21 protein-coding genes and 1 pseudogene are annotated in these 25,610 nt (G+C 58.8%); 8 read left to right on the forward strand and 14 right to left on the reverse strand.

Annotated elements, in window-relative coordinates; translation table 11 throughout:
* Nucleotides 1-59 precede the first annotated feature (59 nt).
* Entirely contained in the window at nt 60-530 is a 471-nt protein-coding gene (locus DMX10_RS04695; protein ID WP_003464979.1) for a hypothetical protein, read from the forward strand.
* A 325-nt stretch (nt 531-855) separates the two neighbouring features.
* Here the strand turns inward: DMX10_RS04695 and DMX10_RS04705 are convergent, their stop codons facing one another.
* From DMX10_RS04705 to DMX10_RS04715, 3 genes are all read right to left on the reverse strand, one after another.
* Nucleotides 856-1,149, reverse strand: a complete 294-nt coding sequence (locus DMX10_RS04705; RefSeq protein WP_010591688.1) for a DUF1330 domain-containing protein — start codon at nt 1,147-1,149, stop codon at nt 856-858.
* A 58-nt stretch (nt 1,150-1,207) separates the two neighbouring features.
* Entirely contained in the window at nt 1,208-1,639 is a 432-nt protein-coding gene (locus tag DMX10_RS04710) for a heme-binding protein (RefSeq protein ID WP_005006001.1), read from the reverse strand.
* A gap of 72 nt (nt 1,640-1,711) precedes the next feature.
* The gene (locus DMX10_RS04715) at nt 1,712-2,725 is read right to left on the reverse strand and encodes a zinc-binding alcohol dehydrogenase family protein (protein WP_002118279.1); all 1,014 of its coding nucleotides are present in this window, start codon (nt 2,723-2,725) and stop codon (nt 1,712-1,714) included.
* Between the two features lie 75 nt (nt 2,726-2,800).
* Here DMX10_RS04715 and DMX10_RS32930 point away from each other — a divergent pair, with 75 nt between their 5' ends.
* Nucleotides 2,801-2,968, forward strand: a complete 168-nt coding sequence (locus DMX10_RS32930) for a hypothetical protein (RefSeq protein ID WP_016487060.1) — start codon at nt 2,801-2,803, stop codon at nt 2,966-2,968.
* Between the two features lie 204 nt (nt 2,969-3,172).
* On the opposite strand, the gene DMX10_RS04720 is transcribed toward DMX10_RS32930, so the two are convergent.
* From DMX10_RS04720 to msrB, 4 genes are all read right to left on the reverse strand, one after another.
* Nucleotides 3,173-4,141, reverse strand: coding sequence for a magnesium and cobalt transport protein CorA (locus DMX10_RS04720; RefSeq protein ID WP_003464971.1), 969 nt, complete (start codon nt 4,139-4,141; stop codon nt 3,173-3,175).
* Entirely contained in the window at nt 4,138-4,842 is a 705-nt protein-coding gene (locus DMX10_RS04725) for a glutathione S-transferase N-terminal domain-containing protein (RefSeq protein WP_003464969.1), read from the reverse strand. Before DMX10_RS04725 ends, DMX10_RS04720 begins: the two co-directional genes overlap by 4 nt.
* 140 nt (nt 4,843-4,982) lie before the next feature.
* A complete protein-coding gene (gene msrA / locus DMX10_RS04730; RefSeq protein WP_003464967.1) occupies nt 4,983-5,522 on the reverse strand; it encodes a peptide-methionine (S)-S-oxide reductase MsrA in 540 nt (179 codons plus the stop codon).
* A gap of 1 nt (nt 5,523) precedes the next feature.
* On the reverse strand, nt 5,524-5,967 hold the full coding sequence (gene msrB, locus DMX10_RS04735) for a peptide-methionine (R)-S-oxide reductase MsrB (RefSeq protein ID WP_003464965.1): 444 nt from the start codon (nt 5,965-5,967) through the stop codon (nt 5,524-5,526).
* A gap of 163 nt (nt 5,968-6,130) precedes the next feature.
* On the opposite strand from msrB, the gene DMX10_RS04740 reads away from it, so the two are divergent.
* Entirely contained in the window at nt 6,131-7,402 is a 1,272-nt protein-coding gene (locus DMX10_RS04740) for an IS4-like element ISPa1635 family transposase (protein WP_004423958.1), read from the forward strand.
* A 730-nt stretch (nt 7,403-8,132) separates the two neighbouring features.
* On the opposite strand, the gene istB is transcribed toward DMX10_RS04740, so the two are convergent.
* From istB to DMX10_RS04770, 6 genes are all read right to left on the reverse strand, one after another.
* Nucleotides 8,133-8,936 (reverse strand): IS21-like element ISPst3 family helper ATPase IstB, encoded by an 804-nt coding sequence (gene istB, locus DMX10_RS04745; RefSeq protein WP_010454871.1) that lies wholly within the window; start codon nt 8,934-8,936, stop codon nt 8,133-8,135.
* Nucleotides 8,929-10,428: an IS21-like element ISPst3 family transposase gene (istA, locus tag DMX10_RS04750; RefSeq protein ID WP_024012635.1), complete on the reverse strand. Its 1,500-nt coding sequence runs from the start codon at nt 10,426-10,428 to the stop codon at nt 8,929-8,931. The genes istB and istA overlap by 8 nt, the downstream gene beginning before the upstream one ends.
* Nucleotides 10,429-10,612: 184 nt before the next feature.
* Nucleotides 10,613-11,065, reverse strand: a complete 453-nt coding sequence (locus DMX10_RS04760; RefSeq protein ID WP_178082916.1) for a hypothetical protein — start codon at nt 11,063-11,065, stop codon at nt 10,613-10,615.
* On the reverse strand, nt 11,062-13,089 hold the full coding sequence (locus tag DMX10_RS32350; protein WP_146602985.1) for a hypothetical protein: 2,028 nt from the start codon (nt 13,087-13,089) through the stop codon (nt 11,062-11,064). The genes DMX10_RS04760 and DMX10_RS32350 overlap by 4 nt, the downstream gene beginning before the upstream one ends.
* Nucleotides 13,086-15,056 (reverse strand): hypothetical protein, encoded by a 1,971-nt coding sequence (locus tag DMX10_RS32355; protein ID WP_146602986.1) that lies wholly within the window; start codon nt 15,054-15,056, stop codon nt 13,086-13,088. The genes DMX10_RS32350 and DMX10_RS32355 overlap by 4 nt, the downstream gene beginning before the upstream one ends.
* 8 nt (nt 15,057-15,064) lie before the next feature.
* The gene (locus DMX10_RS04770; RefSeq protein WP_158545574.1) at nt 15,065-16,522 is read right to left on the reverse strand and encodes a site-specific integrase; all 1,458 of its coding nucleotides are present in this window, start codon (nt 16,520-16,522) and stop codon (nt 15,065-15,067) included.
* 79 nt (nt 16,523-16,601) lie between these two features.
* On the opposite strand from DMX10_RS04770, the pseudogene DMX10_RS04775 reads away from it, so the two are divergent.
* The 5 genes and pseudogenes from DMX10_RS04775 to DMX10_RS04795 all read left to right on the forward strand — a co-directional run.
* Nucleotides 16,602-17,177: pseudogene (locus DMX10_RS04775) on the forward strand (MBL fold metallo-hydrolase); the annotation flags it as partial.
* An 82-nt stretch (nt 17,178-17,259) separates the two neighbouring features.
* The gene (locus DMX10_RS04780; protein WP_111260013.1) at nt 17,260-17,964 is read left to right on the forward strand and encodes an OmpA family protein; all 705 of its coding nucleotides are present in this window, start codon (nt 17,260-17,262) and stop codon (nt 17,962-17,964) included.
* Between the two features lie 193 nt (nt 17,965-18,157).
* Nucleotides 18,158-21,904, forward strand: a complete 3,747-nt coding sequence (locus DMX10_RS04785; RefSeq protein WP_111260014.1) for a response regulator — start codon at nt 18,158-18,160, stop codon at nt 21,902-21,904.
* On the forward strand, nt 21,885-24,020 hold the full coding sequence (locus tag DMX10_RS04790; RefSeq protein WP_111260015.1) for a bifunctional diguanylate cyclase/phosphodiesterase: 2,136 nt from the start codon (nt 21,885-21,887) through the stop codon (nt 24,018-24,020). The genes DMX10_RS04785 and DMX10_RS04790 overlap by 20 nt, the downstream gene beginning before the upstream one ends.
* A gap of 143 nt (nt 24,021-24,163) precedes the next feature.
* Nucleotides 24,164-24,475, forward strand: coding sequence for an EthD family reductase (locus DMX10_RS04795; RefSeq protein ID WP_111260016.1), 312 nt, complete (start codon nt 24,164-24,166; stop codon nt 24,473-24,475).
* Nucleotides 24,476-24,697: 222 nt separating this feature from the next.
* On the opposite strand, the gene DMX10_RS04800 is transcribed toward DMX10_RS04795, so the two are convergent.
* Nucleotides 24,698-25,606, reverse strand: coding sequence for an acyltransferase (locus DMX10_RS04800; protein ID WP_111260017.1), 909 nt, complete (start codon nt 25,604-25,606; stop codon nt 24,698-24,700).
* Nucleotides 25,607-25,610 lie beyond the last annotated feature (4 nt).

The raw sequence follows: 25,610 nt of genomic DNA on the forward strand, positions 1-25,610 counted from the left end.
GCGCACCGTCGCGACGCGCGATCATCCACTAAGCTTCTGTATCGGGGTTGGAGGATCAGATGAACGAGATCGAACGACAAGCGCCTGAGCTGCGGGTGCAAAAATGGATTGGCAAAGATGGGGAAAGTATCGCGCCGTTCAAACTGTCAGATATCGGGCCCGGCCCGAAAATCTTGTTTGCCTTCCAGCATTGGTGCCAAGGTTGCCATTTGCATGGGTTTCCGACGCTACAAAAGTTGCATGCAGCGTTGAGCTCAAAAGACGTGGGGTTCGCAGTGATCCAGACCGTCTTCGAAGGAACGCATGAGAATACCTTCGAGAAGTTGCGCGTGAACCAGCTCAAGTATGAGCTTCCTATCGTTTTCGGTCACGACGAGCAACCGACCGGCTCGCCGTTTCCAACCTTCATGGAAGACTACCGCACACGAGGAACTCCGTGGTTTACGGTTATCGACGCTGGCGGTAGCATTGTTTTCTCGGACTTCCATCTCGACGCGGAGCGACTAGTGAAGCAACTTGAGCAAGGTTAATCGTTGGAAGGTGGGCAATCATCCTGATTGCCACCCATCCCCTGATGCCCACTACAGGCGTTGCGCGCTGTAACTCTGTTGATCAGCGTGCGAAAACCCGGATCCGGATAGGAGGAGCGTCAACGATTGAATCAATCCGTTGGGAGAGGGCGGCTCCGCTCCGTCAGCTCGGCAATAGATAACCCATTCTCGCCGAGCAACTCTCTGATCCGATCGACGATATGAGCCCCTAGCGCCGCTGTCTTGGTCCCCCCCACAGATTCCCAAGATGCGAGTTCACACGCCGATACCTCGTGGTCAGCGCCGAAGTGCTTCTGTCGGTATGTCACCGCCGCCCTTCAATGATAAAGGCGCGGTAACGGGAACCGGCAAAGCGTTGAGCAGCGATGGTTTGGTAGGCGGGACTGTCATACCAGTCGCGAGCGGCCTGCATCGTCGGGAAACGCAAGATTACGGCCCCTTCGATGGGCGGCCCCTCCAAATGCTGGATCGCGCCATAAGCGGCGAGAAAGGTAACGTCGTGACCATCGAACGATGGTCCGACGCCTGCAGAATAGGTTGCGAGTGCATGTGGGTCGCTGGTTTCTTCCCGCGTAAAGACGACGAACGCTTCCATCATTAGGCCTCTCAAAGGTTGGATCTGTTGGCCATTACCACCGGTGATGGCCTCACAGTCGTCAGGCTGGCAACTGGAACCCGATTTTCATGAGTGCCTCGACGCACGCATCCTGATCCTGCTGATAGTTGCCTCCGGAGATGCCTATGCCGCCGATCAACTTCCCATCCTCCAGAATCGGATAACCGCCGCCGACAGCGACCATCCGAGGGCGATAGGCTAGCGGCGCCACTTTTGGATCGTTGGTCACATAGTCGTTCCAGACATGGGTCGGGAACCCAAACGAGGCGGAACTCCAGGCCTTGTCGATGGCAACATCGACGGTAAGGAACGGCGCATCGTCGGTGCGCTCGAACGCGCGCAGGTTACCGGTGGCGTCGACGACGGCGACGGCAGCCGGGATGCCGATGGCACGGGCCGCAGCGAGCGCCGCGTCGATGAGGGCGACTGCGGTTTCGCGGTTGATCGAGGCGGTGGCAATAGATTTGGTCATGGGATTCTCATCGCTGGGGCATAACCCGTTCGGCTTTTTGAGGTTGGACAAGATGTTTGGCGATCGCGGTCGTTAGAAGCCTTCGAGGACGATCTTGCCTTTAGCCGCGCCACTTTCGATCAGTGCATGCACCGTCTTCAGATTGGCGGCATTGATCGGCGACAGTCGCCGGGTCAGCGTCGTGCGGATTTTGCCGTCGTCAACCAGCGCTGCCATCGCATCCAGAATCTCGCCCTGCTCATTCATGTCGGGCGTGCCGTAGATCGACCGCGTGAACATCAGCTCGTGGTGGATCGACACCGCCTTGCGCTTGAAAACCATGATATCGAATGCCTTGGGATCGTCGATCAGTCCGAACCGTCCTTGTGGGGCGATCAGTTCGGCGATGTCGGCGACATGTTGCTCGGTATGTGTGGTCGAAAAGACGAAAGCGGGAGCACCGATGCCGAGTTCGGCGATCTGTGGCGCGAGCGGACGAGAATGGTCGATGACGTGGTGAGCTCCAAGCCCTCTTACCCACTCTTGGGTTTCCGGTCGAGAGGCTGTGGCGATGACGGTGAGGTCCGTGCGCTGTCGCGCGATCTGGACGGCGATCGACCCAACCCCGCCCGCGCCACCGATGATGAGGATCGCCTCCGCCGCACCGGGTACGGGCTTCGCCACGTCCAGGCGGTCGAACATCGCCTCCCAGGCCGTCAACGTCGTCAGCGGCAGCGCCGCCGCTTCCGCCCAGGAGAGCGACGCAGGTTTGTGACCGACAATCCGGGCGTCGACGAGATGGAACTCCGCATTGGTACCGGGCCGTGTGATCGATCCGGCATAATAGACCTCGTCGCCTAACTCGAACTGCGTGACGTCGGGGCCGACCTCGCGCACAATCCCGGCGGCATCCCATCCCAGCACCTTCCAATCGCCATCTGCCGGCGGCGTGCTGTTGCGGACCTTGTAGTCGACCGGGTTGACCGAGACGGCCTTCACCTCAACCAGGATATCGTATCCTGCAGCGACAGGCCGAGGCAGATTGATGTCGACCAGCGCGGCATCCGCGGCGATGGGTCCCGGAACCTTGTAACCAATGGCTTTCATAAATGTCTCCAGCTTGCTTGATCGGATGACGCGAATGCTCGTTAGTCAACTTCTTCTACATTGAGGTCCCGACTCTTGAACTGGGTCGCGGTAGCAGATTTCATCGAACACGTCGATCAACAGGCCCTTATGCTCGGTCGCCGGATCGGTGATCGCGTAGAGGGTGGAGGCGTTATCGCCATCATCACCGCTTCCGAGGCGAAACGCCGCGTCGACGCAGATGCCGCACGGACCGATGGTTGATCCTGGCTCGAGATCGACGAGATTGCTGTCCTTGACGCGCTATTCGCGGTCTTAGCCCTTGGCGATGAAGGACTGAACTGCTTGTAGAGCGTCGGTCAGCTGCTATGTCATGGACGCACCTTCATCTTGAGTTGGATTGGACAAGCTTCCGTATAAGGCCCGCTGTAACCGTCAGATGACGGCGAAGAAAACGATGGGCAGTATTCACAGCCACTTAGCCTTCTTGAAGCGCACAAATAGGAAAACGCACGATATCGCTATCACTCCGAGCACGACAAAGTATCCGTAGGCCGTGTCCAGCTCCGGCATGTGCTTAAAGTTCATGCCGTATATTCCAGCGATCGCCGTCGGGACTGCCAGTATTGCCGCCCAAGCCGCCAGCTGGCGGGTGATCACCCCCGTCCTTTGCGCTTCAAGAAGGCTGCTGGCCTCAAAGACCGTGGACAGGACAAGCAGGAGGCCGTCGACCATGGACTGCACGCGGTGGACATGGTCCGCGACGTCGTGGAAATATGGTGTCATTTCGGCGCTGATGCAGGGAAAGTGGCCGCGAACGAGCTTTCGCACCAGCTCGGCCATAGCCCCGAGCGTGCGCTGGAACCGCGTGAGTTCGGACCTTAGTTCGAAGATTCGCGCCACCTCTTCTGGCCCGAGGAAATCGTGCAGCGACCGTCGCTCCATCGCCAGGACGTCGTCCTCGATCATTTCGAAGATGGGCAGATACTGGTCGACCACGCGATGCAAGATCGCGTGCAGCACATAGTCGACACCCTTGCCGAACTGCGTCGGCGATGCCTCGAGTTGCTCCCGAAGTTTGCCCAGCGCTCCGGCATTGCCGTGCCGCACGGTGATAAGGTGATTGTGACCGGTGAAGATCGCCATCTTGCCGTAGCTGATCCGGTCGCCGACCAGCTCGGCGGTCTGCGCGACGACGTACAACTCATCGTTGTAGACCTCGAGCTTGGGCGGGCACAGCGGGTGCATCGCGTTGTCGATCGCCAACGGATGAAGATTATATGTCCTTTGGATCGCGAGTAGTTCCTCGGGGGTGGGTTCGCTAAGCGCGATCCAGCAGAAGCCCGAGCGACTCTCGCCCAACTTGACGTGCTCATCGAGCGCGATTTCGCGAACTCGCTTGCCTTCGTTGTAATAATAGGCGGCGATGATGCTCATGCTGGCCTCGCGGGAATGTGGAGGCCACGCTGGACGGCCGGTCGAGCCAGCCCGCGTCCAAGCCATGCGCGGACGTTCGAAAAGCTGCTGAGGCCAAGGATGTCACCCGCAGCGTAGAATTCCACCAGCGCATTCACCCAGCCGAGCGTCGCGATGTCCGCGATCGAATAGTCGTCGACGATCCAGTCGCGGCCTTCCAGCCGGCGATCCAGAATCCCCAGCAGACGCGTGGATTCGTCGATAAAGCGCTGTTGCGGCCGCTTGTCCTCATAGTCCTTGCCGCCAAATCGCAGGAAGAAGCCGAGCTGACCGAACATCGGCCCGATGGCCGACATCTGAAAGAACACCCACGCTAGGGTCTCGTAACGCTGGCCTGGTTCGGTGGAGATGAACTGACCCGTCTTGTCGGCCAGATAGAGGAGGATCGCACCGGATTCCCATAAGGCGATGGGTCTACCGTCAGGGCCAGCCGGATCGATGATCGCCGGTATGCGTCCGTTCGGGTTCAGCGACACGAACGCCGGATCCTTCGACTCGTTGTTCGAGATGTCGATCAGGTGGGGCTCGTACGCCAGGCCAGTCTCCTCAAGCATGATCGAGACCTTGACGCCATTGGGCGTAGGGGCTGCGTAGAGTTGCAGGCGATCGGGATGAGATGCCGGCCAGCGCTGCGTGATCGGAAAGGACGAGAGGTCTGGCATAAATCTGCGATCCTGGTGTTGCGATGGCGACTGACTGGAACGAGCCGTCACTCTGAAGTAGGGTTCGATGACCGCGTCGCTGAACGACGCGGTCACGAAGATTGCGGACCGGATCGGCGCAGTGGCAACGGCAGTGAAGCCTATTCCGCCGCGGTCCCGGCCGCTGGCTGTACGTCGTCAACCTTTTGGCGCTTCGGAAGCACCCAGCCGGGACGGACGAAGTGGCAGGTGTAGCCGCCCGGGCGCTTCTCCAGATAATCCTGGTGATCGGGCTCGGCCTCCCAGAACTCGCCGACCGGCTGGACCTCGGTCACCACTTTGCCATCCCACAGCCCCGAGGCATCCACATCGGCGATCGTATCCTCGGCGACGCGCTTCTGCTCCTCGTCGACATAATAGATGCCCGACCGGTAGGAGAGCCCACGATCATTGCCCTGGCGGTTCAGCGTCGTCGGATCGTGGATCTGGAAGAAGAATTCCAGGATGTTCCGGTAGCTCGTCACTGTCGGGTCGAAGACAATCTCGATCCCCTCGGCATGCGTGCCGTGATTACGATACGTGGCGTTCGGAATATCGCCGCCCGTGTAACCCACACGGGTCGAGATGATGCCGGGCCGCTTGCGGATCAGATCCTGCATGCCCCAGAAACATCCTCCTGCGAGAACAGCGCGCTGATGCATGTTAAGCCTCCTCTACTTGATCGAGATATTCACCGTATCCCTCGGACTCCATCTCGTCGCGCGGGATGAAGCGAAGGGACGCTGAGTTGATGCAGTACCGCAGACCGCCGCGGTCGGAAGGACCATCGGGGAACACATGGCCGAGATGACTGTCTGCGTGTACTGACCTGACCTCCGTCCGGACCATGCCGTGTGCGCTGTCCCGCACCTCGTTCACGTTTGCCGAAACGATCGGCTTGGTGAAGCTGGGCCAGCCAGTACCCGAATCGAACTTGTCCGTCGAAGCGAACAGTGGCTCTCCCGACACTATGTCGACGTAGATGCCAGGCTCCTTGTTGTCGTTGTACTCGCCCGTGAAGGGCCTTTCGGTGCCCGCCTCCTGGGTAATTCGGTGTTGCTCGGGAGTCAGGTGGTCGATTGCTGTCTGTGACTTTTCAAACTTCATTACAGTCTCCAATACTTATCTAGAGGGCCAGGCACGCTACCAATGTCATCAACTTTGGAAATTATCCATAAATATCATATAATTAGCGCTCAAATCAGTGCATGGGAGAAGCCCTTTTGACTACCTATACCGCATCGCTTGACACCGCCAGCCAAACCCTGGCTTGAAAATTGTACAAAAAATAACCAGCCCGCTCGATTGTCCCGCCTTCATCGCCGCCCACCGCCAGAATCCTCAAGACTTTACCCGCCGACGCCAGCTCACCTTCAAGAACCTCGTCCTGTTCCTGCTCAATCAGCCGCGCACGGCCCTGCAAACCGAACTCGATCAGTTCTATCGCGTACTCAATCAGGCGTCGACTGAGACGCAAATGGTCACTGCGCAGGCCTTCTGCAAAGCGCGCAAAAAGCTCAACCCCGAGGTATTTGAAAGTCTCAATCGCCTCCTGCAGCAACAAATTGACTGCTTCGGGCTGCGTCAGAAGTGGCGTGGGCTGAGGGTGCTCGCGGTGGATGGCTCGACCGTGCATTTACCCCTGGAGTCGACCATGGCGACCTTCTTTGGCAGTCACTCTGGCTTTCCCATGGCTCGCTTGTCCACACTCTACGAAGTCGCTGACGGTCAAACCTTGCATAGCCTGATCGTGCCCCTGACCGTCGGCGAGCGCGACTGTGCCCATCTGCACCTTGAGCACCTGCCGGCTGACAGCCTGACGCTGTTTGACCGTGGTTACCCTGGGCACTGGTTATTCGCGCTGTTCGCGCAGCAACAGCGGCACTTTCTGATGCGCCTGCCCTGTGGCTATAACGCCCAGGTCAAAGCGTTTCTACACTCTGGCCAAGTTGAAGACACACAGCTTTTCGTGGCCAACCATCCTGAAGCACGTCTGTTCTGCTCCGAGGCTGGCGTTGATCCTGCCAGCCAGATCGAGCTGAGACTGATCCGGGTCGAGTTGGCCAACGGCGAAAGCGAAGTATTGCTGACCTCGCTGCTGGATCGAGAAGCCTTTCCCGCTGAGGTGTTTGCCGAGCTTTACCACCGCCGCTGGGGCATCGAAACCGATTTCCGTCGCCTCAAACAAACCCTGACGCTGGACAACTTCAGCGGCCGCAGCGTGACCGCTGTAAAGCAGGACTTTCATGCCGCTCAACTGTTGAAGAACCTGGCGCTGTTGATGCAGCACCTGCTACAGCCGGTCATCGAACAGCGCCACAAAGGTCGCAAGCTGCGATGGAAAGTCAACTTCACCCAAGGCGTGTCACGGCTCAAAAATACCCTGGTCGAGCTGCTGGTGCGGCACTGTGCTCAGGGGCTGAGCAATGTGCTGGCCTTGATGGCTAAAAGCCTCAGTGCCGTACGCTCAGGCCGTAGCTTTGCGCGCCAACGCAAACGCGCAGCCAGCCGAGGTTGTGAGGGCTACAAACCGACGCGCTGAAGAAACACCACCGCCCAACCTCCGTGCAAAAAAGCTGGCCACAAGCGGTCGGCATAGGCTCGTCCGGAGAACGAGAAATCTCGCCTAGACAGCCGGAACAGACGATGATCACATCACCGCCAGCCCAGCTAGACCGCCTGATTGAGCGGCAGAGGCCTGGTCATCGCCCGACGGCCATGGCGGCTGGCTGCTTCGGGGGGCTTGCCTTGGGCAGGGCTGCAGCTTAGGTTGATGACATTGGGCACGCTACCGCTAATTTTTTATGTCTCCTGATTTGCTCCTACAATGGTAGTGGGATGGCAAACGAGGTTTTACTAAGTGTTGGAAAATTAGAGATTTAAATTTCGCGTCTATTAGTTCTAGCGCAACTGAGTGGTTAAGCAAGTACGTAATCAGTAAATATTAAAAAAATAACACAAAAGCACGATTATATAATACAGTGTCAGTGTTTTATGATAATCAACAACGCCTGTTTAGATGCTGGTAGATGCGAATTTTTTGGCGTACAGTCAAAATTTTCTGATGGTTGCTTAGTGTGTTGGCGCTGATGGAAAATTGACCCACCCTGCCGATTGAAATTTGACCCAGGGCGGATTGCTGATTTTGTTACCAGCAACTGTGGATAAGTCTACCAGCGCAGCTGCTGTTGCCCCCACTCCTTCGCTAGCCCAGTTCAGTTGTTTAAGACCTGCCACACGCAGCCATGTAGCAGGCCGTCGTCGCCATGAAATCAGAACGGCTCATCGTCCTCCGGTTCCTGGCCGCCCTTACGCTTTCGCTCCCGTGATTTGATCTTGGCCTGGGCCGCCAAGCTACTGTGTTGCAGGCGATAGGACTCGTTACCGGTTTCGACGATGTGGCAGTGGTGGGTCAGCCGATCCAGCAGGGCGGTGGTCATCTTGGCGTCGCCGAACACGCTCGACCATTCGGCGAAGCTCAGGTTGGTGGTGATCACCACGCTGGTGTGTTCGTACAGCTTGGACAGCAGGTGAAACAGCAACGCACCGCCGGCCTGGCTGAAGGGCAGATAACCCAGTTCGTCGAGGATGACCAGATCCATGCGCAGCAGAGCTTGGGCGATCCGCCCGGCTTTGCCGTCGTGCTTTTCGCGCTCCAGCAGATTGACCAGATCGACCGTGGAGTAGAAGCGCACGCGCTTGCCGTGCCGGGTGATGCCGGACACGGCCAGCGCAGTGGCCAGGTGGGTTTTACCGGTGCCAGGCCCACCGATCAGCACCACGTTCTGCGCGGTGTCGGTAAAGGCCAGACTGGCCAGTTCGCTGATCAAACGAGCGTCTGCGCTGGAGGCGCTGAAGTCGAAGCCGGCCAGGTCGCGGTGCATCGGCAGCTTGGCCATGTTCATCTGGTGGCTCACCGAGCGCATGGCGCGATCTGTGTGCTCTTGTTCCAGCAGGTGTTCGAGCAGCCACTTGGACGAGGCTGTGTTCGACTCACCCTGCGCAGTCAACTCCGCCCAGGCCGTGGCCATGCCGTGCAGGCGCAGCTCCTTGAGTTCCGCCATCAAATCACGCATGACCGATCTCCTCGGTCTGGCCACGCAGGCGGTCGTAGCGCGCCGTGTTAGCGACGGGGGCTTCCTTGAGCGACAAGTGGGTTTCGACGCTGGGTGGTGGTTCGGTCGCGGCCAGGCGCGCCACGACATTGAGGATGTGTTCGGCGCTCAGGCTGCCGCTTTCCAGTACCAGCTCAACAGCCACCAGCACCGCATCGAGCCCGGCGACCGGTACGGCAGCCAGAACTTGCGCCATGATCCGGTCACCGCCGGCATGACGCCCCAGACCGTGCTTAAGCTGACGCAGCGGCGCCGGCAGATCAGCAAAGGGCGCGCCGTTGCGCAGCGCACCGGGCTTGCGTTCGATCAGCGGGAGGTAGTGCTGCCAGTCATAGCTGACCTGGTCGCGATCCAGCAAGCGGACATGGCTGGCGATCAGCGCGTCGTCAGCCACCACCTCGATTCGCGTCGGATACAAACGGCTGCTGACCCACTTACCCGCATACTCACACGGCACCGAGTAGCGGTTGCGCCCGACGCTGACCAGGCAGGTGCTGGAGACCCGCGCAGGCCGCTCGACGTAACCGTCGAATGGCGCTGGCACAGGCATCAGTTCAGCGCGCTCCAACTCCAGCACTTCGGCCACACTCAGCCCGCTGTATTGAGGGTGCGTCAGCTCGTTCCAAAGCGCGCGGCAGCGCTGGCCCAGCCAGGCATTGAGTTCCTCGAAGGAGTGAAACTGGCAGTCCTGGGCGTCTAGCCAGATACGCCTGCGGCTGTCTTGCACGTTCTTTTCAACGATGCCCTTTTCCCAACCAGCGGCGACGTTGCAGAAGTCCGGATCGAACAGGTAATGCGCGCACATCACCGCAAAGCGCGCATTCACCGCCCGGCCTTTGCCCTTATTGACCTTGTCGACGGCGGTCTTCATGTTGTCGTAGATGCCCCGGCGCGGCACGCCGCCCAAGGAGCCGAACGAGCGTGTATGGGCGTCAAATAACATCTCATGGCCCTGGCTCGGATACGCCACAAGCCAGAACGCACGGCTGGCACACAGCTTCAGATGTGCCACCTGCATACGCCGGTAAATGCCGCCGACCAGCAAGCCTTCCTCGCTCCAGTCAAACTGAAACGCCTCGCCAAGAGCAAAGGTCAGCGGCACAAAGGCCTGCGACGCCTTGCCCTGTCCCCCTCGCCAGGCACGGATAAACGCGGTGAGCTGGCTGTAGCCACCGTCATAACCTTCGGCTTTGATTTGCGCCAACAGCGCCTTGGCACTGCGCCGCTGTTGCTTGGGCCGCAGCGAATCGGCTTTTAGCGCCTGCTCCAGCGTGGCGTGAAAAGGGCTGAGTTTGTTGAAGATCGCGCGGCGTTGGTAGACCGGCGGCTTGGCCTCAGGTGCTCTGACCCACTTGCGAATCGTGTTGCGCGCCAACCCGGTGCGCTTGGCTATCTCATGCAGCGACAGCTTGTCGCGGAAATACATCCGGCGGATTTTGCCCATCATTTCCATACTGATCACCCTGTGTTCTCCTGCTCAAAAATTGAGCAGAAGCAGTTGAACACCTGGGTCAGTTTTCAGTCGGCAGAACAGCCCCTACTGGGTCAGTTTTCGGTCAGCGGCAACACGATTGCCCGCTTTCAAAATCGGCAAGGGCTGAAGTTGACGCGAAATACCCAGCTACTTCAGACCTTCCTTAGGATTCTTTACTAGGATGTAGTTTACGAGCGTTTTTTGCTTCGGTAATTCTAACGATTTTATTGTTCCTCCGAATTTCCTCGGTAAGCTCCTGGATTTGCCCCTTAAGAATATGGTTCTCGTGCTCCAGCGAAACGATCTTGGTAAGGGCCAATTCGTAATCCTCTTTTAGACTTCCAAGTTTGACCTGAGCAGCCTTTTTAAGAGCTTTATGCTTCTCGACTTCTTGAGTAGGGGTCGGCTTAGCTTGCTCATTCTGAGCGGCAGCAGCAGCCTCTATCTCGGCAATAAGTTGTGCATGTTCCTCTCGGCTCTTTTTGATCGAACCTCGCTTTCGACCTGCCTCCAGAGCGACCGTATCCTTATTTATCGCAGAACCCTTGGGAACATTGAACGTTTTGTCCGCGATTAGCCGCTGTAGCGCGGCGCGGTAATCTTCGAGAGCACTCATCCCATCGCCTCCATTTTTTCACGAAGTCCACGCTTTTCGAGCTTTTCGTACAGCGCGTTGATTTCTGATTCAAGTTGCTTGAACTGCGGATTCTTTGGATTAAACAGGGCCTGCTCGCGTTTCAGGTTATTCACGCCGCGCTTGATACTCTTCAGGCTGCGGTTATCATCAAGAATTGATTTATCGCAATCGAGGCACGCAAAAATGCTAGTGAACGCGATTTTGTCGCAATGATCCGTGTTAGTACAGCCGCCAGTTGGGCCGGTCTTATAGACCATTTCACCTTTCAAAAATTTTCTTTGAGTCAATAATCTATCTGTAGTAATAACCAAAGGCTGGCCTTTATCGCGCGCTACTTGGATGCGATTTCCCTCTCCACCCCACAGGCGATTAGTGGTATTTATCACATCTGCCTCATATTGAATAAACTGAGCTACCCTGCGCTCGTGCTCCAGTTCATCCATCCAGTTCTGTGCATCATCCGTATTGAGAAAATTAACAGCAAAGATGCTGTCTTTTCGATAATACGAGGCCATTGCTTCTGTTAGTTGTTTAAATTGCAGCGCACTTGCTCCGAGTGAAAGCAGACCTGAGCGAGCTCCGTAAACTGCAAGCGAGCGACGGCATTGGTGAGTTGCTAGTGGCCACGGCTCGCCAATTTTTATAGTAGGATCGTCGCGCCAGTTGCGGAACCCGTCGAACCTCTCTAATTCGCAAATATCTTCCTCCCGTACACATAGGGCAGGAATGCCTGCAAGCAGTTCACGTTGGGTTGAATCAGGGATACTTCCGGCTGTTGGAGCACACTCAAAGTGCCAGGTGTGTTTATTTGCGGATCCGCTGCCTTCCTTTCTAGCAACTTTTCCTGGGAAAAGAGGAAACTGCCTTTTATTCGTGTCGTCCCATCCACATTTTAATGCTGCTATTCTGCCGACAGCACTGGCTGCATTGATACCTTTTTCTACAATATTGTGCGTAACCCAAAAAGTTGCGGTGTGGTTTTGAGCGGAGAACTTTGACGTGTAACCCTGCAAAATCTGGAAGGAGACATCGCCTGTATCAATTGACGTGTAAGAATCGGCAGGTAAAAAGTTTGCTTCGTTGTCTCGCATGCCAGAAAATAAATGAATCCAATATTTGGCGGCGGCTTGTATCTTTCCAAGATAGAAGTTTAGTAGTCGCCAATTTGTGATGGATAACTGTTCTAATAGCGATGTAAGTCCATGCTGGCTTATTGCGTCTGACCAGGGAATAGTTTCCTTGCTTCTATTGTGATGTGCTTGCGGAACTCCATATTGCGGATTGCCAATACGCTGCTCATATAATGAGCATATTCTGGCGGAATGACAATTGAAAATATCTAGCATGGTGCCTAAGGCGCAAATAAGCTCTCCATATATTCTTGAGGGAATAAGCTTGGTTTGTTGTGGTTCATCTAATTTTGCCTTGGGGAATTTGTTGTAGATTTCCTCCAGGCAAGTTATGAGCCCGTAGTTGGCCGGGGCAATTTCGAAATCTGGATGCTTGGCTCGTATTTCAAATAACTCTCTTATTACAGCCAGCATTAACTTCATTGTAGCAGGCGAAAGCGTGGAGAAGCTTGATAAGATAGAGGCGTGATGTGCGGAATTGTTGAATAGTTCGGTGAGGGATGCTTTGTTGTTAAATGCGAGTTTTGCCAGCTTTCGCGGGTACATCATCCTGACGGAGTTAACTTTTCGAGGCTTTCCAGCCAGATAAAGGCGCGCAAGTTGCATTATCTTCAATTCGCGCTTAATGCTTTGCGCCAGATCACTGGTTGGTGATGGGCACCATGATGAAAAGTTATAGACGCATTTATTTTTGGCGTCATACATGCGGACATCCCAGGTGTCGTGGCTAAAGCGCGAAACAACTGAGCCATCTAGTCCGCGCGACACCACAAAATCATCATCGGGAGAAAGATAAGATGAGAGATGGGTATAGCTGTCCGGGAGTCGGTTTTCTTCCCCTTCGCTGAACGTGAGGTTAGAAATGATGTTCAAGTGACCGCTCCTACATAAACCAATGTGTCAAAGTGTATTGCCCAAAAAGGGTCAAGTAATCCAGATTCGACTTCATTGCGTACGCGGCTGATGGTTTCTTCTAAAGTCGTGTCTGTGTCATTAATGGCTGTTAAGATTTCTTCGATCCGATGAATGGTCGGGCCAAATTTATTTTCCCAATGTTCATGGTCAAGCTGAGATTTCGCAGTTTGAACGAGATAGCGCAGCGATATTAATCGGCGTATATCTTCTTCATCTGCATGGACTGCGTAGAAATCACAAAACAAGCATGTTTCGGGGTCACGGCAAGATGGCTGTGGCGCCTGATCTGTGAAGCCAGGGGCCCGCCGCGGCTCAGTCGCAGACCCTTTCTCACAACTGCCAATGCCCGTAACCGCATCAAGTCGTTTTTCAGCCGTAATATGCACGGGAATAAGATCTAAATTGCGTGTGCGGGCTACTGCCGCCAAGTGAATTGCTTCAAAGAGTTCGGCCATTTGACTGGCAAAATCTTCAAGTGCTGGTCTGGAGTAATTCTTCCGCAAGGTTTTCTCGGTATTACCCAGTTTTTCTGCCGTCAAGGCAGTATCGCCACCGCTACTGCTAATGTATTGGTAACTTAAATTTTTTCTCCACTGGACGGCTGGCACCCAAGTAATGTTGGGGTGGTATTTTTTAAATACTGCTCTAAGTGTCTGGAAAGCGCTAGTTCCTATATAACCAATGGTGTCCGTTCTTTTGGGTGAAATTGGGAACACAAGGTGGCATGCTTTGCCATTTAAAATCCATTTCCGCAACTCAAGAATCTTCTCGAATATTGGGATGAATCGCGCCCCGAATTCCGGGGTGACTGATTTTCCGTCCGCTCTAGGCTTGGTGCCGTAAAATCTTTGACCTTGTGTGCTTGGTACGATTTCCGAATTATTAACATCAAGGTTCTGTGCAACACTTAGATTGCAGCCTGTTGCAGCAATGAATGCTAGCATTCCGGCAGTCATAGCATGGTTCGCTATCTGCAACCTCAGATCGGATCTTAGATCTGTAATACTTTCTACATGTCTTCTTTTTAAACTTTCATAGTTTGATTGTTGATGAAAGTTTTTCCACCTTGGTCCAGAAATATTATAGTGATTTTGCACTTCTTCCCATGTTGGAAATTGCGGGGTCTCATCGAGCAGGCGAAGAACGCTGAATTTTGCGTTATTGGTCTTTTCTGATCCTTGATGTAGGCTGTATAGATAGTAAGGTTCGCTGCCTGGTGAAACTAGGCGCATCGGAAAATCACCGCCATTTACTAATATGCGATGAGCTTCTTCCACAAAGTTAACCAGCGTTGCAAATGTCCTGGCCTGGATATCTGCGCTAGGCTGCTTCAAATTGACATGGTCCTGACCATGTACCTGAGGAAGAATGGTGGCTAGCGCCATAACCTCTTTGTCGTGCATGCCAGTCGCGAAGGTGACCACTGAACGCGCGGCAACTTGAAGCTTTGATGCCGTGGCTAATTTAATAGCCCCACCTCTGATGGAGGAGGTGTTCACCCTATGAAGTAAATGTTGAGTATATTCGATATAGGCTTCATTAATGGATTCAGCTTGATTAATGGAGTATTTTTGTTTTTGCGCATCCATCCAGTCAAAAAAGCATTTTGAGGTTGCATGTAATCCAATTGCCGATGCGAAGCTTTGTTTGAATCTGGCAAGCTCTATAATCTTGCTCACGACGGAGAGGCGATTAATGTCTAGCGAGGTCTGATCAACTTTGACGCCGTCATAGTTGCTATATCTATTTTTGCTTGCTCGATCTTTGCGGCGCACATAACATAGTGAGCCGAAGTCAAGATAGCGTTTGCCATTGGTTGCAATATTGTCGCCGGCGATAATAATCGATTGGGGATGAAGTACTTCGAAATCGCAATCGTTATGATCAACTATTACGATAGGGCGACACGTAAAGTTCTGGTCCATTGGCGCTTTCAAGAGGACGGGCTGTTAATGTGGGCGAACAGTTTTGTTTCAAACTCGTTTTGGATGTGGGTCTTCCACTCCAGGCGAGACTTATAGTTTAGGTACTGCAATGTCGTTGTCTTGTCTCGGTGGCCCATGCGTTGCTGCACATAGTCCAATGCAGTAGTAACGGATTTATCTCCAATTTGCTGTAACTGGCTTTCCAGCAAATTCATGCCAAATGTGGCACGCAGATCATGGAATGAGAAATCTTGGAAGTCAGGGTTATCAATGTGTATTCGCGGAGATAGTATTTCTCGGATATGCTGGCGCAGAGCAGCACCATCTTGAATTGACATCTGCTGTGCGCGATCTTTGATATGTGTATTCCTGCTTACGCTTGTGTCGCGCCTGTCAAACAACTCCTTTTTGCTGGTGTAATAAGGGGTGCCGTTTTTACTCAGGAATAAATAATTATCTTCTGTGTCGTTGTAAAATGAACGCTTGCGCCGCTTTATGGCTTCGGCGCTACGGCTATAAATCAACATATCTTTCACGAGCCAGCCCGGCACAAGCAGCGTCATTTGTCTTCCGCGCTTAGTGTCAATGAGCGTTCCAGCTCCGATTGGAAGTCGCAGATACCCATTTCCATCGAGCTTTCCGTGAAGGTGCTTGACTCGTAAGGTTCCTACAGTCTGAATACGGGCGCCTGTGAATAGAGCGAAATAAAACATTAGCTGATACTCACGAGACGACTTTAGCAGTGCTTCTAACACGATCACTTGATCGGTCACAGTGAGCGGGCGCAATAGTCCTCCATCATTGATGTACTCGGACTGAATCTGCCCCTTCGATGTTTTGATGGCGAGGTTGTGAGATTTAATTTTTACTGTATTTTCTGTGCCAAATTTAGAGGTTATGCTAATTTGCTTAAGGATCTCCTCAAAAGGTTCATTTTCAAGTTCCTCTTCGTTGATCAGGCCCCAATCTATTATTCCACGGTAAAAATTCACTACCGCATTTATTCGAGCGCTCGCTGTGCTTGAAGATAGCTCGCTGTTGTCGCGCAATTCTATTAGGTGCTTCTTGTAGCGGAAGGTGACTTTCAGGCGATTATTCTTGGGGAGGTGAAGGTAGTCCAGGTTTTCATCTTCTAGAAAGCGTAGGTAGTCGAGAAGGTGGTCTGCAATGCTTCTGAAAGTTCTAGACTCATAGCCACTTTCGCGCTGAAGTTTAGTGGTTAAGTAGAGGTTCGCTATTCTCCAGGGTTCACCATTGCCTTGAATAATTACTGGGAAGTTTGGGTAGTATCCGTCATCATTCTCTGAAATTTTATAATCAAGCAGATGCCGGCCAAGAGGAGCTGCCTCAGCATGGGATTCGAGAAATTGAACTTTTAACAAACGAAACTGAGGGATAAGAACGCGCCGTGCTTTTGAGTCATAACGGTCTTGCCCGGTTTTTCTCTTTTTCTGATTGCGCGACATGAGTGCCATTCGTGCCAGTCGGTTCTGTCCACATCGTCATACATGCGGATATTGGTGTCAACGCTGCTACATGCGGATTATGATCGGCGACCCCATCAGCAAGAAGGCCATCGTGGTCGACCCGGGCGGCAACCACGAGCAGATCATCGCGCGGCTGGAGGCCCACGGCCTGAAGCTGGTCAGCATCATCCACACCCACGCGCACCTGGATCACTTCCTCGCCTCCGGCGAGCTGAAGAAGGCCACCGGCGCCACCCTGCACCTGCACAAGGAAGACCAGTTCCTCTGGGACAACCTGGAGATGCAGTGCCGCATGTTCGGCGTCCCCTACAAGCCGGTGCCGGCCCCCGACCAGTGGCTGGCCGACGACGAGGAGCTGGCCTGCGGCTGCGGCGTCGCCCTGCACACCCCCGGGCACACGCCGGGCTCGATGAGCTTCTGGTTCCCCGAGGCGCGCCTGCTGATCGCCGGCGACACCCTGTTCCGCCGTGGCATCGGCCGCACCGACCTGTGGGGCGGCGACTACGCCACCATCGAACGTTCCATCCGCCAGCGGCTGTACAGCCTGGACGAGGAGGCCACGGTGGTCACCGGCCATGGCCCCGATACCCGCCTGGGCGACGAGATGCGCGAAAACCCGTTCATCCGTGCCTGAGGCCACGGAATTTCCACAATGGGCCATGCTCTAATCCTCGTCAGTCCACCGGGACTGACGAGCATTCAGGAGTAGAAAGTCCATGTTCACCACGCGTCGCCTGATCATCGCCGCTACCGCCGTCGCCTTGCTGTCAGGCTGTGCTTCGCAGAACCCCTACGAGAACCAGAGCCAGGCGCCCCGTCAGGGCATGAGCAAGACAGCCACCTACGGCGGCCTGGGCGCGTTGGCCGGCGCCGTCGCCGGCGCCGCGATCAACCATGACAAGCGTGGCAAGGGTGCGCTGATCGGTGCGGCCGTGGCCGGCGCCGCCGGTGCGGGCTACGGCTACTATGTCGACCGGCAGGAAGCGGAGCTGCGCCGCAGCATGGAAGGCACCGGCGTGCAGGTGCAGCGCCAGGGCGACAACATCAACCTGGTGATGCCCGGCAACATCACCTTCGCCACCAACTCGGCGGACATCGCCAGCAACTTCTATACCCCGCTGAACAACCTGGCCAACTCCTTCAAGCAGTACGACCAGAACAGCATCGAGATCGTCGGCCACACCGACAGCACCGGTAGCCACCAGTACAACGTCAACCTCTCGCAGTTGCGCGCGCAGAGTGTGGCCAACTACCTGATGGCCCAGGGCGTCAACGGTGCGCGGCTGAGCTCGCGCGGCATGGGACCGGACCAGCCGGTGGCGAGCAACGCCACCGAGGCCGGCCGTTCGCAGAACCGCCGCGTGGAAATCAAGCTGACCCCGCTGCCCAACGCCCAGGTGCCCCAGCAACAGGGCTACTGATCCACCGCTCGCGTGCAGGGCCCCCGTTCGGGGGCCTTGTCGTTTCTTGCCGTCCGTCGTATCCCTGCTGGCGCAAGGCCATGCTGCAGATTCCTGACTAGACTGCCGAAACAGGGCGCCTCACGCGCCCCGTTTGGCCGGTCGGAGGCTCTGGAAAAGTGCGCCTCCGGAGAAGGAACGGACAGGAGCATGCATGGACGAGCGAACCGGCACCGCCGCGAGGAAACCCTGGCTGCCCCTGGCTGTGGCCCTGGCGTTGCTGGTGGGGCTCGGGGGCCTGGTGCTGTGGCAATGGCTGTCCCTCGAAAGCAGCCACCAGGCGGAGTACCAGCGGCGTTTCAGCCTGGAAAGCGAAGAGATCGCCGAGCGCCTCGCGACCCGCATGAGCGCCTACGAAATGGTGCTGCGGGGGATGTCCGGCCTGCTGGTGGGCAGCTCCGACGTCCAACCGGACGAGTGGGCCAAGGCGGCCGACCAGCTGCACCTCCAGGACCGCTACCCCGGCATCCAGGCCCTGGCCTGGAGTCGCTTCCTCAGGCGCGACGAGCTCAATGACTACGTCGGCTCCACCCAGGCCGATGGCCGCCGCGACTTCCGCGTCTTCCCGCCCGGCCCGCGCGAGGAGTACCTGATCGTCGACTACACCAGCCCGCTGGACTGGCGCAACCGCCGCACCCTGGGCTTCGACATGCTCAGCGAGCCGGTGCGTGCCCAGGCCATCCAGTCGGCCCGGGAGAGTGGCGAGGCGCGCCTCAGCGGCCCGCTGCGGCTGAAGCAGGAAACCGAACAGGACCAGCAGAGCGGCGTATTGCTCTACATGCCGGTGTACCGTCCCGATGCGCCGGCCACCACGGTCGAGGAGCGGCGTGAAGCCTTCATCGGCGCGGTGGCCGGTGCCTTCCGCCTGCACGACCTGATGGAAGGCATCCTCGGGAGCCGGGGACGCCTGTATCGCGTCGGCCTCAGCGACCTCGAGGCCCAGGTTCCCCTGCTCGCGGCGGCCGACGACCGCGGCCCGCCACCGCGTTTCGAGGAACGGCGCCAGCTCCGGTTGTTCGGCCGCACCTGGATGATGACCCTGAGCAGCACCCCCGAATACGAGGCGCTGCTGGTCGACGGCCGGCTCAGCTACAGCCTGTGGACAGGGCTCGCCGCCGTGATGCTGCTGTCCCTGCTGGTGGGGGGCTATCTCTACCTGCGCGAGCGTGAGCTGAGCGCCAGCGACCAGGCGTCGGGACTCCTGCGCGAGCGGGAGGAGCGCTTGCGCATCCTGGTGGAGCGCCTGCCGGTGGCGACCCTGCTGTGCGACATGCAGGGGCGCATCGAAATGGCCAACCGCAGCGCCGGCGAACTGCTCGGCTGCGAGTCGGAGCTGCTGTCCGGGCAGCGCGTGCGTCGCTTCCTGCCGCGCCTGGAGACGCTCGACGATGAGCGCCTGCGGGGAGAGGGCGATGGCGATGGTGCCGCCGAGTTCGTCACCCAGCGCGACGATGGCAGCCAGGGGCTGGTGGCCCTGAGCCTGACCTCGCTGCAGCAGCGCGACGGCACGCGCTACCTGATCAACCTGGTGGACCTGCAGGCGCGCCGCACCGCCGAGGAGCGTTTCCGCCTGGTGGTGGAGGCCTCGCCCAACGCCATCATCCTGGTGGACCTGCGCGGCAGCATCGTCATGGTCAACCGCCAGGCCGAGCACATGTTCGGCTACAGCCGCCAGGAGCTGCTCGGTGCCACCGTCGAACGCCTGCTGCCCGAGGCCCTGCGCGAGGCCCACGTAGGGCTGCGCGAAGGCTTCCAGCGCAATCCCGAGCCACGCCGCATGGGCAACAACCGCGAGCTGTTCGGCCAGCACCGCGACGGCCGCATGATCCCACTGGAGGTCGGCCTGTCGCCGATCCGCAGTGGCCGCGAGACCTGGGTGCAGGCGGTGGTCATCGACATCAGCGAGCGCAAGGCCGCCGAGCAGCGCCTGCGTGACCAGGCGGAGCAACTGATACTGGCCAACCGCTACAAGTCCGAGTTCCTCGCCAACATGTCCCACGAGCTGCGCACGCCGCTCAACAGCATCCTCATCCTCAGCGACCAGTTGCGCCAGAACGCCGCCGGCAACCTCACCGAAAAACAGTCCCGCCACGCCGATATCGTCCACCGCGCCGGCAGCGACCTGCTGCAACTGATCAACGACGTGCTCGACCTGGCCAAGGTCGAGGCCGGGCGCATGCAGCTCAAGCTGGAGCCGCTCAACGTCCAGGACATGCTGGTGGAGCTGGACGCCAGCCTGCGGCCGATGGCCGAGATCAAGGCCCTGCGCCTGATCACCCAGGTGGAGGCGGGCGTGCCGCGGGTCATCCACAGCGACCGGGTGCGCCTGCACCAGATCCTGCGCAACCTGCTGTCCAACGCCCTCAAGTTCACCGAGCAGGGCGAGGTCGAACTCAGCATCGGCCTGGTCGACAGGACGGACGGCGATGGCCGCGAGATCATCCGCTTCACGGTGCGCGACACCGGTATCGGCATCCCGCCCGAACAGCACGAACGCATCTTCCAGGCTTTCCAGCAGATCGACGGTTCCACCAGCCGGCGCTTCGGCGGCACCGGCCTGGGCCTGGCCATCACCCGCCAGCTGGTGCTCGCACTCGATGGCGAGATCCGCATCGTCAGCCAGCCGGGGCAGGGCTCGAGCTTCATCGTCGAGCTGCCGGTGGCGGTCGCCATCGAGGTGGAGAAGGACGCCCCCGGCGAGCACGGGCCGGTGCGCGCTGGCGAGGGGCCGGCGGTGCTCATCGTCGAGGACGACGACGGCTTCGCCAGCGTCATCGCCGAGGCCGCCCAGGGGCACGGCTACGCCACGGTGCTCTGCGGCAGCGGTCGCCAGGCCGTCACCCTGTTGCAGCAGGAGCGCTTCGCGGCGGTGATCCTCGACATCCTCCTGCCCGATGTCAGCGGCTGGCAGATCTTCCGCCGCCTGCGTAGCCAGCCTCTGCACCGCACCACGCCGGTGCACATCATCTCCTGCGTACCGCAGCCGACCGATTGGTTGGACGATTCCACCCGTTACCTGGTCAAACCCATCGGACGCGAGGACCTGGAGCGGGTCTTCGACGACCTGGAGGCCAGCGCGCCGCCGGACCCACATCGCCTGCTGCTGGTGGAGGACGTCGCCATCGAACGTGATCACTACCGCGACCACCTGGAGGAGCTGGGCTTCTCCGTGACCGCCACCAGCAGCGCCGAGGGGGCGCGCCAAGCCTATGCGGACGGGCATTTCTCCGCGCTGGTGGTGGACCTGAACCTGCCCGACCAGGACGGTTTCGACCTGCTCGACAGCCTCGATCGACAGCGTCCGCTGGCCGACTCGCGTGTGGTGATCAACACTGGGGTGGACGTCACCCTGCAGAGCCTGCAGCGCCTGCGCCGCTATTCGGCGGTGGTGGTGCGCAAGTCGGGTGACGACCTCCAGGAGCTCGGTTCGGCGGTCCAGGGATTCCTCGGCAGCGTGCGTGCCCTGGCCGGTGAGGCGCCGGGCAGCGCGGGGCGCACTTCGCTGCAAGGCCTGCGGGTGCTGCTGGTGGATGACGACGTACGCAATATCTATGCGCTCAGTGCGCTGCTGGACGAGGTCGGCCTCGAAGTCAGCGCCGCGCGGGATGGCCTGGAGGCCATCGAGTGTTACCAGCGTGAACCCTTCGACCTGATTCTGATGGATATGGCGATGCCCAACATGGACGGATATACCGCAACCCGCCTGCTCAAGGACGAGCACGGCTGCAACATCCCGATCATCGCGCTCACGGCCCATGCGATGAAGGGTGACCGGGAAAAATGCATTACCGCAGGCGCCGACGACTACCTGGCCAAGCCAGTGAGCCGCCAGGAACTGATCGACCTGCTCCATCGCTGGCTGGACGTATCCGGAGGCGGCAATGACGCAGCCACTGCCTAAGCTCAAGGGGCCCGAGAACATCCTCCTGGTGGTCGACGACCGCCACGAGAACCTGGCCGCCATGGAAGCGGTGCTGGAAGACTCCACCTGGGACGTGCGCACCGTCGATTCCGGCGAGGCGGCCCTGCAGGTGCTGCTGGAGGAGCAGGTGGGGCTGGTGCTGCTCGACGTGCAGATGCCGAAGATGGACGGCTTCGAGGTCGCCCGGCTGATGCGCGGCAGCCCGCACACGCGCTACACCCCGATCATCTTCATCTCCGCCATCGCCCACACCCAGGAGGCCGTGCTGCGCGGCTACGCCAGCGGCGCGGTGGACTTCATCCTCAAGCCCTTCGACCCGCAGGTGCTGCGGCACAAGGTGCAGTCCCTGCTGGAGCACGAGCGCAACCGCCGCGACCTGCTGCAGCTGACCCAGCAGCTGGACAGCGCGCGCGCCTTCAACGCCTCCGTGCTGGAGAACGCCGCCGAAGGCATCCTCGTGGTCGGCGAGGACGGTATCGTCAACTTCGCCAACCCGGCCATGGCGCTGATGCTGCAGGGCTCGGTCACCGACCTGGAGGGCGGCAGCTTCCTCTCGTTGATCGCCAGCCCCGAGATCGTCGGCGACTGGCGCCTCTCCGAGTTCTATCGCCACTGGAAGCGTGGCGAGCCCTATCGCCTGCACGACGCGGTGCTCAACACCCTCAATGGCAGCACCTTGCCGGTGGCGCTGTCCTGCGCGCCGCTGCCACGGGCGCAGCGCTCGATGGTGGTGATCAGCCTGGACATGTCCACCGTGCGCCAGCTGCACGCGCAGCTGGAATCCCAGGCCATCACCGACGCGCTCACCGGCCTGCTCAACCGGCGCGGTTTCCACCAGGCACTGGACGCCGCCCTGGCGCGCATCGAGCGCAGTGGCAAGCGCATGGCGGTGCTCTATCTGGACCTCGACGGCTTCAAGCGCATCAACGACTCCCTCGGCCACGATGCCGGCGACCAGGTGCTGCGGCGCGTCTCCGAGCAGCTCAAGACCTGCCTGCGGCCCTACGACATCCTCGCGCGCATGGGGGGCGACGAATTCACCGCGCTGATCGACTCCCTGGAGCACCCGGAGGACGCTGCGCGGGTGGCCGAGAAGCTGATCGAGCTGGTCTCGGTGCGCTACCGCATCGACGGCATCGACATCACCCTCGGCGCCAGCGTCGGCATCGCCTGCTTCCCCGAGTGCGGGCAGACAGTGGACGGCCTGCTGCGCGCCGCGGACATCGCCATGTACGAGGCCAAGCGCGCCGGGCGCCAGCAGTACCGCTTCTTCTCCCCGGAGATGAATGGCCGCGCCCGTTCGCGGCTGATGCTGGAGGAAAGCCTGCGCAACGCCATCGAGCAGGATGATTTCGTGCTCGTCTACCAGCCGCAGATCTACCTCGACAGCGGCCGCCTGCGCGGCTTCGAGGCGCTGCTGCGCTGGGAGCACCGGGTCGCCGGCACGGTCGCGCCGAACGTGTTCATCCCGCTGCTGGAGGAGACCCGGCTGATCAACCGCCTGGGCGACTGGATCCTCGAGCAGGGGGTCAACCAGTGCACCCAGTGGCGCGAGCGTTTCGGCGAGGACCTGGTGATCAGCATCAACTTCAGCCCGGTGCAGTTCGGCATGCCGACCCTGGTGGACGCCCTGCGCGAGGTGCTGGCGACGCACGGGCTGAAGCCGTCGCAGATCGAGGTGGAGGTCACCGAGAGCGCGCTGATGCAGGACCTGGACAACACCCGCGAGCAGTTGCGCCAGCTGCGCGAGCTGGGCGTGCGCATCGCCATCGACGACTTCGGCACGGGCTATTCGTCGCTCGCCTACCTGCGCCACTTCGAGCTGGACACGCTGAAGATCGACCGGCTGTTCATCTCCAACATGCTGGAGTCGCCGCGCGATGCCGCCGTGGTCAGCACCATCATCGACCTGGGCAGCCACCTGGGCCTGGAGGTCATCGCCGAAGGGGTGGAGACCCTGGCACAGCGCGACTGGCTGATCGACCATGGCTGCTCGATCATGCAGGGCTTTTTGGTCTCCCCCGGGCTGCCGGTGGCCAAGGCGGAGAACTTCCCGCTGCAGGTGGACTGGGCGAGCCTCAAGCCGCAGGGCTGAAACCGAGGGGCGGCGCCCGGCGCGGGCGCCGCTCACATGCCCATCCGCGACGACGACCCCATGATGGCAAGCGTCCCTCAGGGAGCGTCCTACACTTGCCCCACGGCGCGCCCGTGCAGCCGGCCAACCCAAGGAGTTTTCCCATGTATTGCCTGTTTGTGGCCTATCCGAACAACGAGGGCGGCACCTTCGATTTCGACTACTACCTCAAGACGCACATCCCCATGGTGAGCGAGATGCTGGGGGACAACCTGGTCAGGGTCGAAGTGCGCAAGGGGCTCGCTTCCGGCGATGGCTCGGCCGCGGCCTTCCTGTGCATGGCCAACATCTGGATCAGGTCCATCGACAGCCTGCAGGCGACGCTGCGCAAGAACGGCCAGGCGATCAACGAGGACATCCCGCGCTACACCAACATCGCCCCGCTGCTGCAGGTGGATGAGGTGTTGTCTGGCTGAAAGGGAACACCGTAGGTTGGTGCCGAGCGCAGCGAGGCCCAACGGTGCCGGGCTCGGTCCGCCGCGCGGGGCTTTTAGTGGGGCCCCGCGTGCGCGGGGATGACGGCGTTGCGGGATGCTCCGCATGGCCAGCCACTCCCGCAAACGCGGAGACCATCGAACAGACGTATCCACGACGAGAAAGCCCGCCGATCGGCGGGCTTTCTCATTCCGGGACGCGCCTCAGCGGCTCGGCGGGAACTGCCGGTGCAGCTGCTCCAGCTCGGCGTCCTTGGTTTCCCACAGCTGGTTGACCCAGAGCTGGAAGGTCTTGCGGTAGGCCTCGTCCTGGTCGTAGCTGCGGCCGATGAATTCCTGGGGAATCGGCATCGCCTGGATGCGCACGATCACCTCGGGGATGTCGCCGGCCATCAGCGTCCAGAAGCTGGGGTTGCCTTCCGGGTAGTGGATGGTGACGTTGAGCAGCGCCTGCATCTGTTCGCCCATGGCGTCGAGGACGAAGGCGATGCCGCCCGCCTTGGGCTTGAGCAGGTACTTGAAGGGCGAGGCCTGTTCGCGGTGCTTGCCCTCGGTGAAGCGCGTGCCTTCGAGGAAGTTGAAGATGCCCACCGGGTTGTCGCGGAACTTGTCGCAGGTGCGCCGTGTGGTTTCCAGGTCCTTGCCCTTCTTCTCCGGGTGCTTGGCCAGGTAGGCCTTGGAGTAGCGCTTCATGAAGGGGAATTCCAGCGCCCACCAGCACAGGCCGATCACCGGGACCCAGATCAACTCCTGCTTGAGGAAGAACTTCAGCGGGCGGATGCGGCGGTTGAGCACGTACTGCAACACCAGGATGTCCACCCAGCTCTGGTGGTTGCTGGTGACCAGGTAGGAATGCTGGTAGTCGAGGCCGTCGAGGCCCTCCACCTTCCAGCGGGTATCGCGCACCAGGTTCATCCAGCCCTTGTTGCAGGTCACCCAGGCTTCGTGGATGAAGTTCACCACCCAGTTCAGCGCCAGGCGCGCCGGGCGCAACGGCAGGATCAGCTTGAGCAGGGTGACGGCGAACAGCGGCCAGCACCAGAACAGGGTGTTGAGCGCCAGCAGCAGGGAGGCGAGTACGCCGCGAACGAAGGCGGGAAGAAAGCTCAGCATGAAG

Source organism: Pseudomonas sp. 57B-090624 (assembly GCF_003234055.1).
GTDB classification, from domain to species: Bacteria; Pseudomonadota; Gammaproteobacteria; order Pseudomonadales; family Pseudomonadaceae; genus Metapseudomonas; species Metapseudomonas tohonis.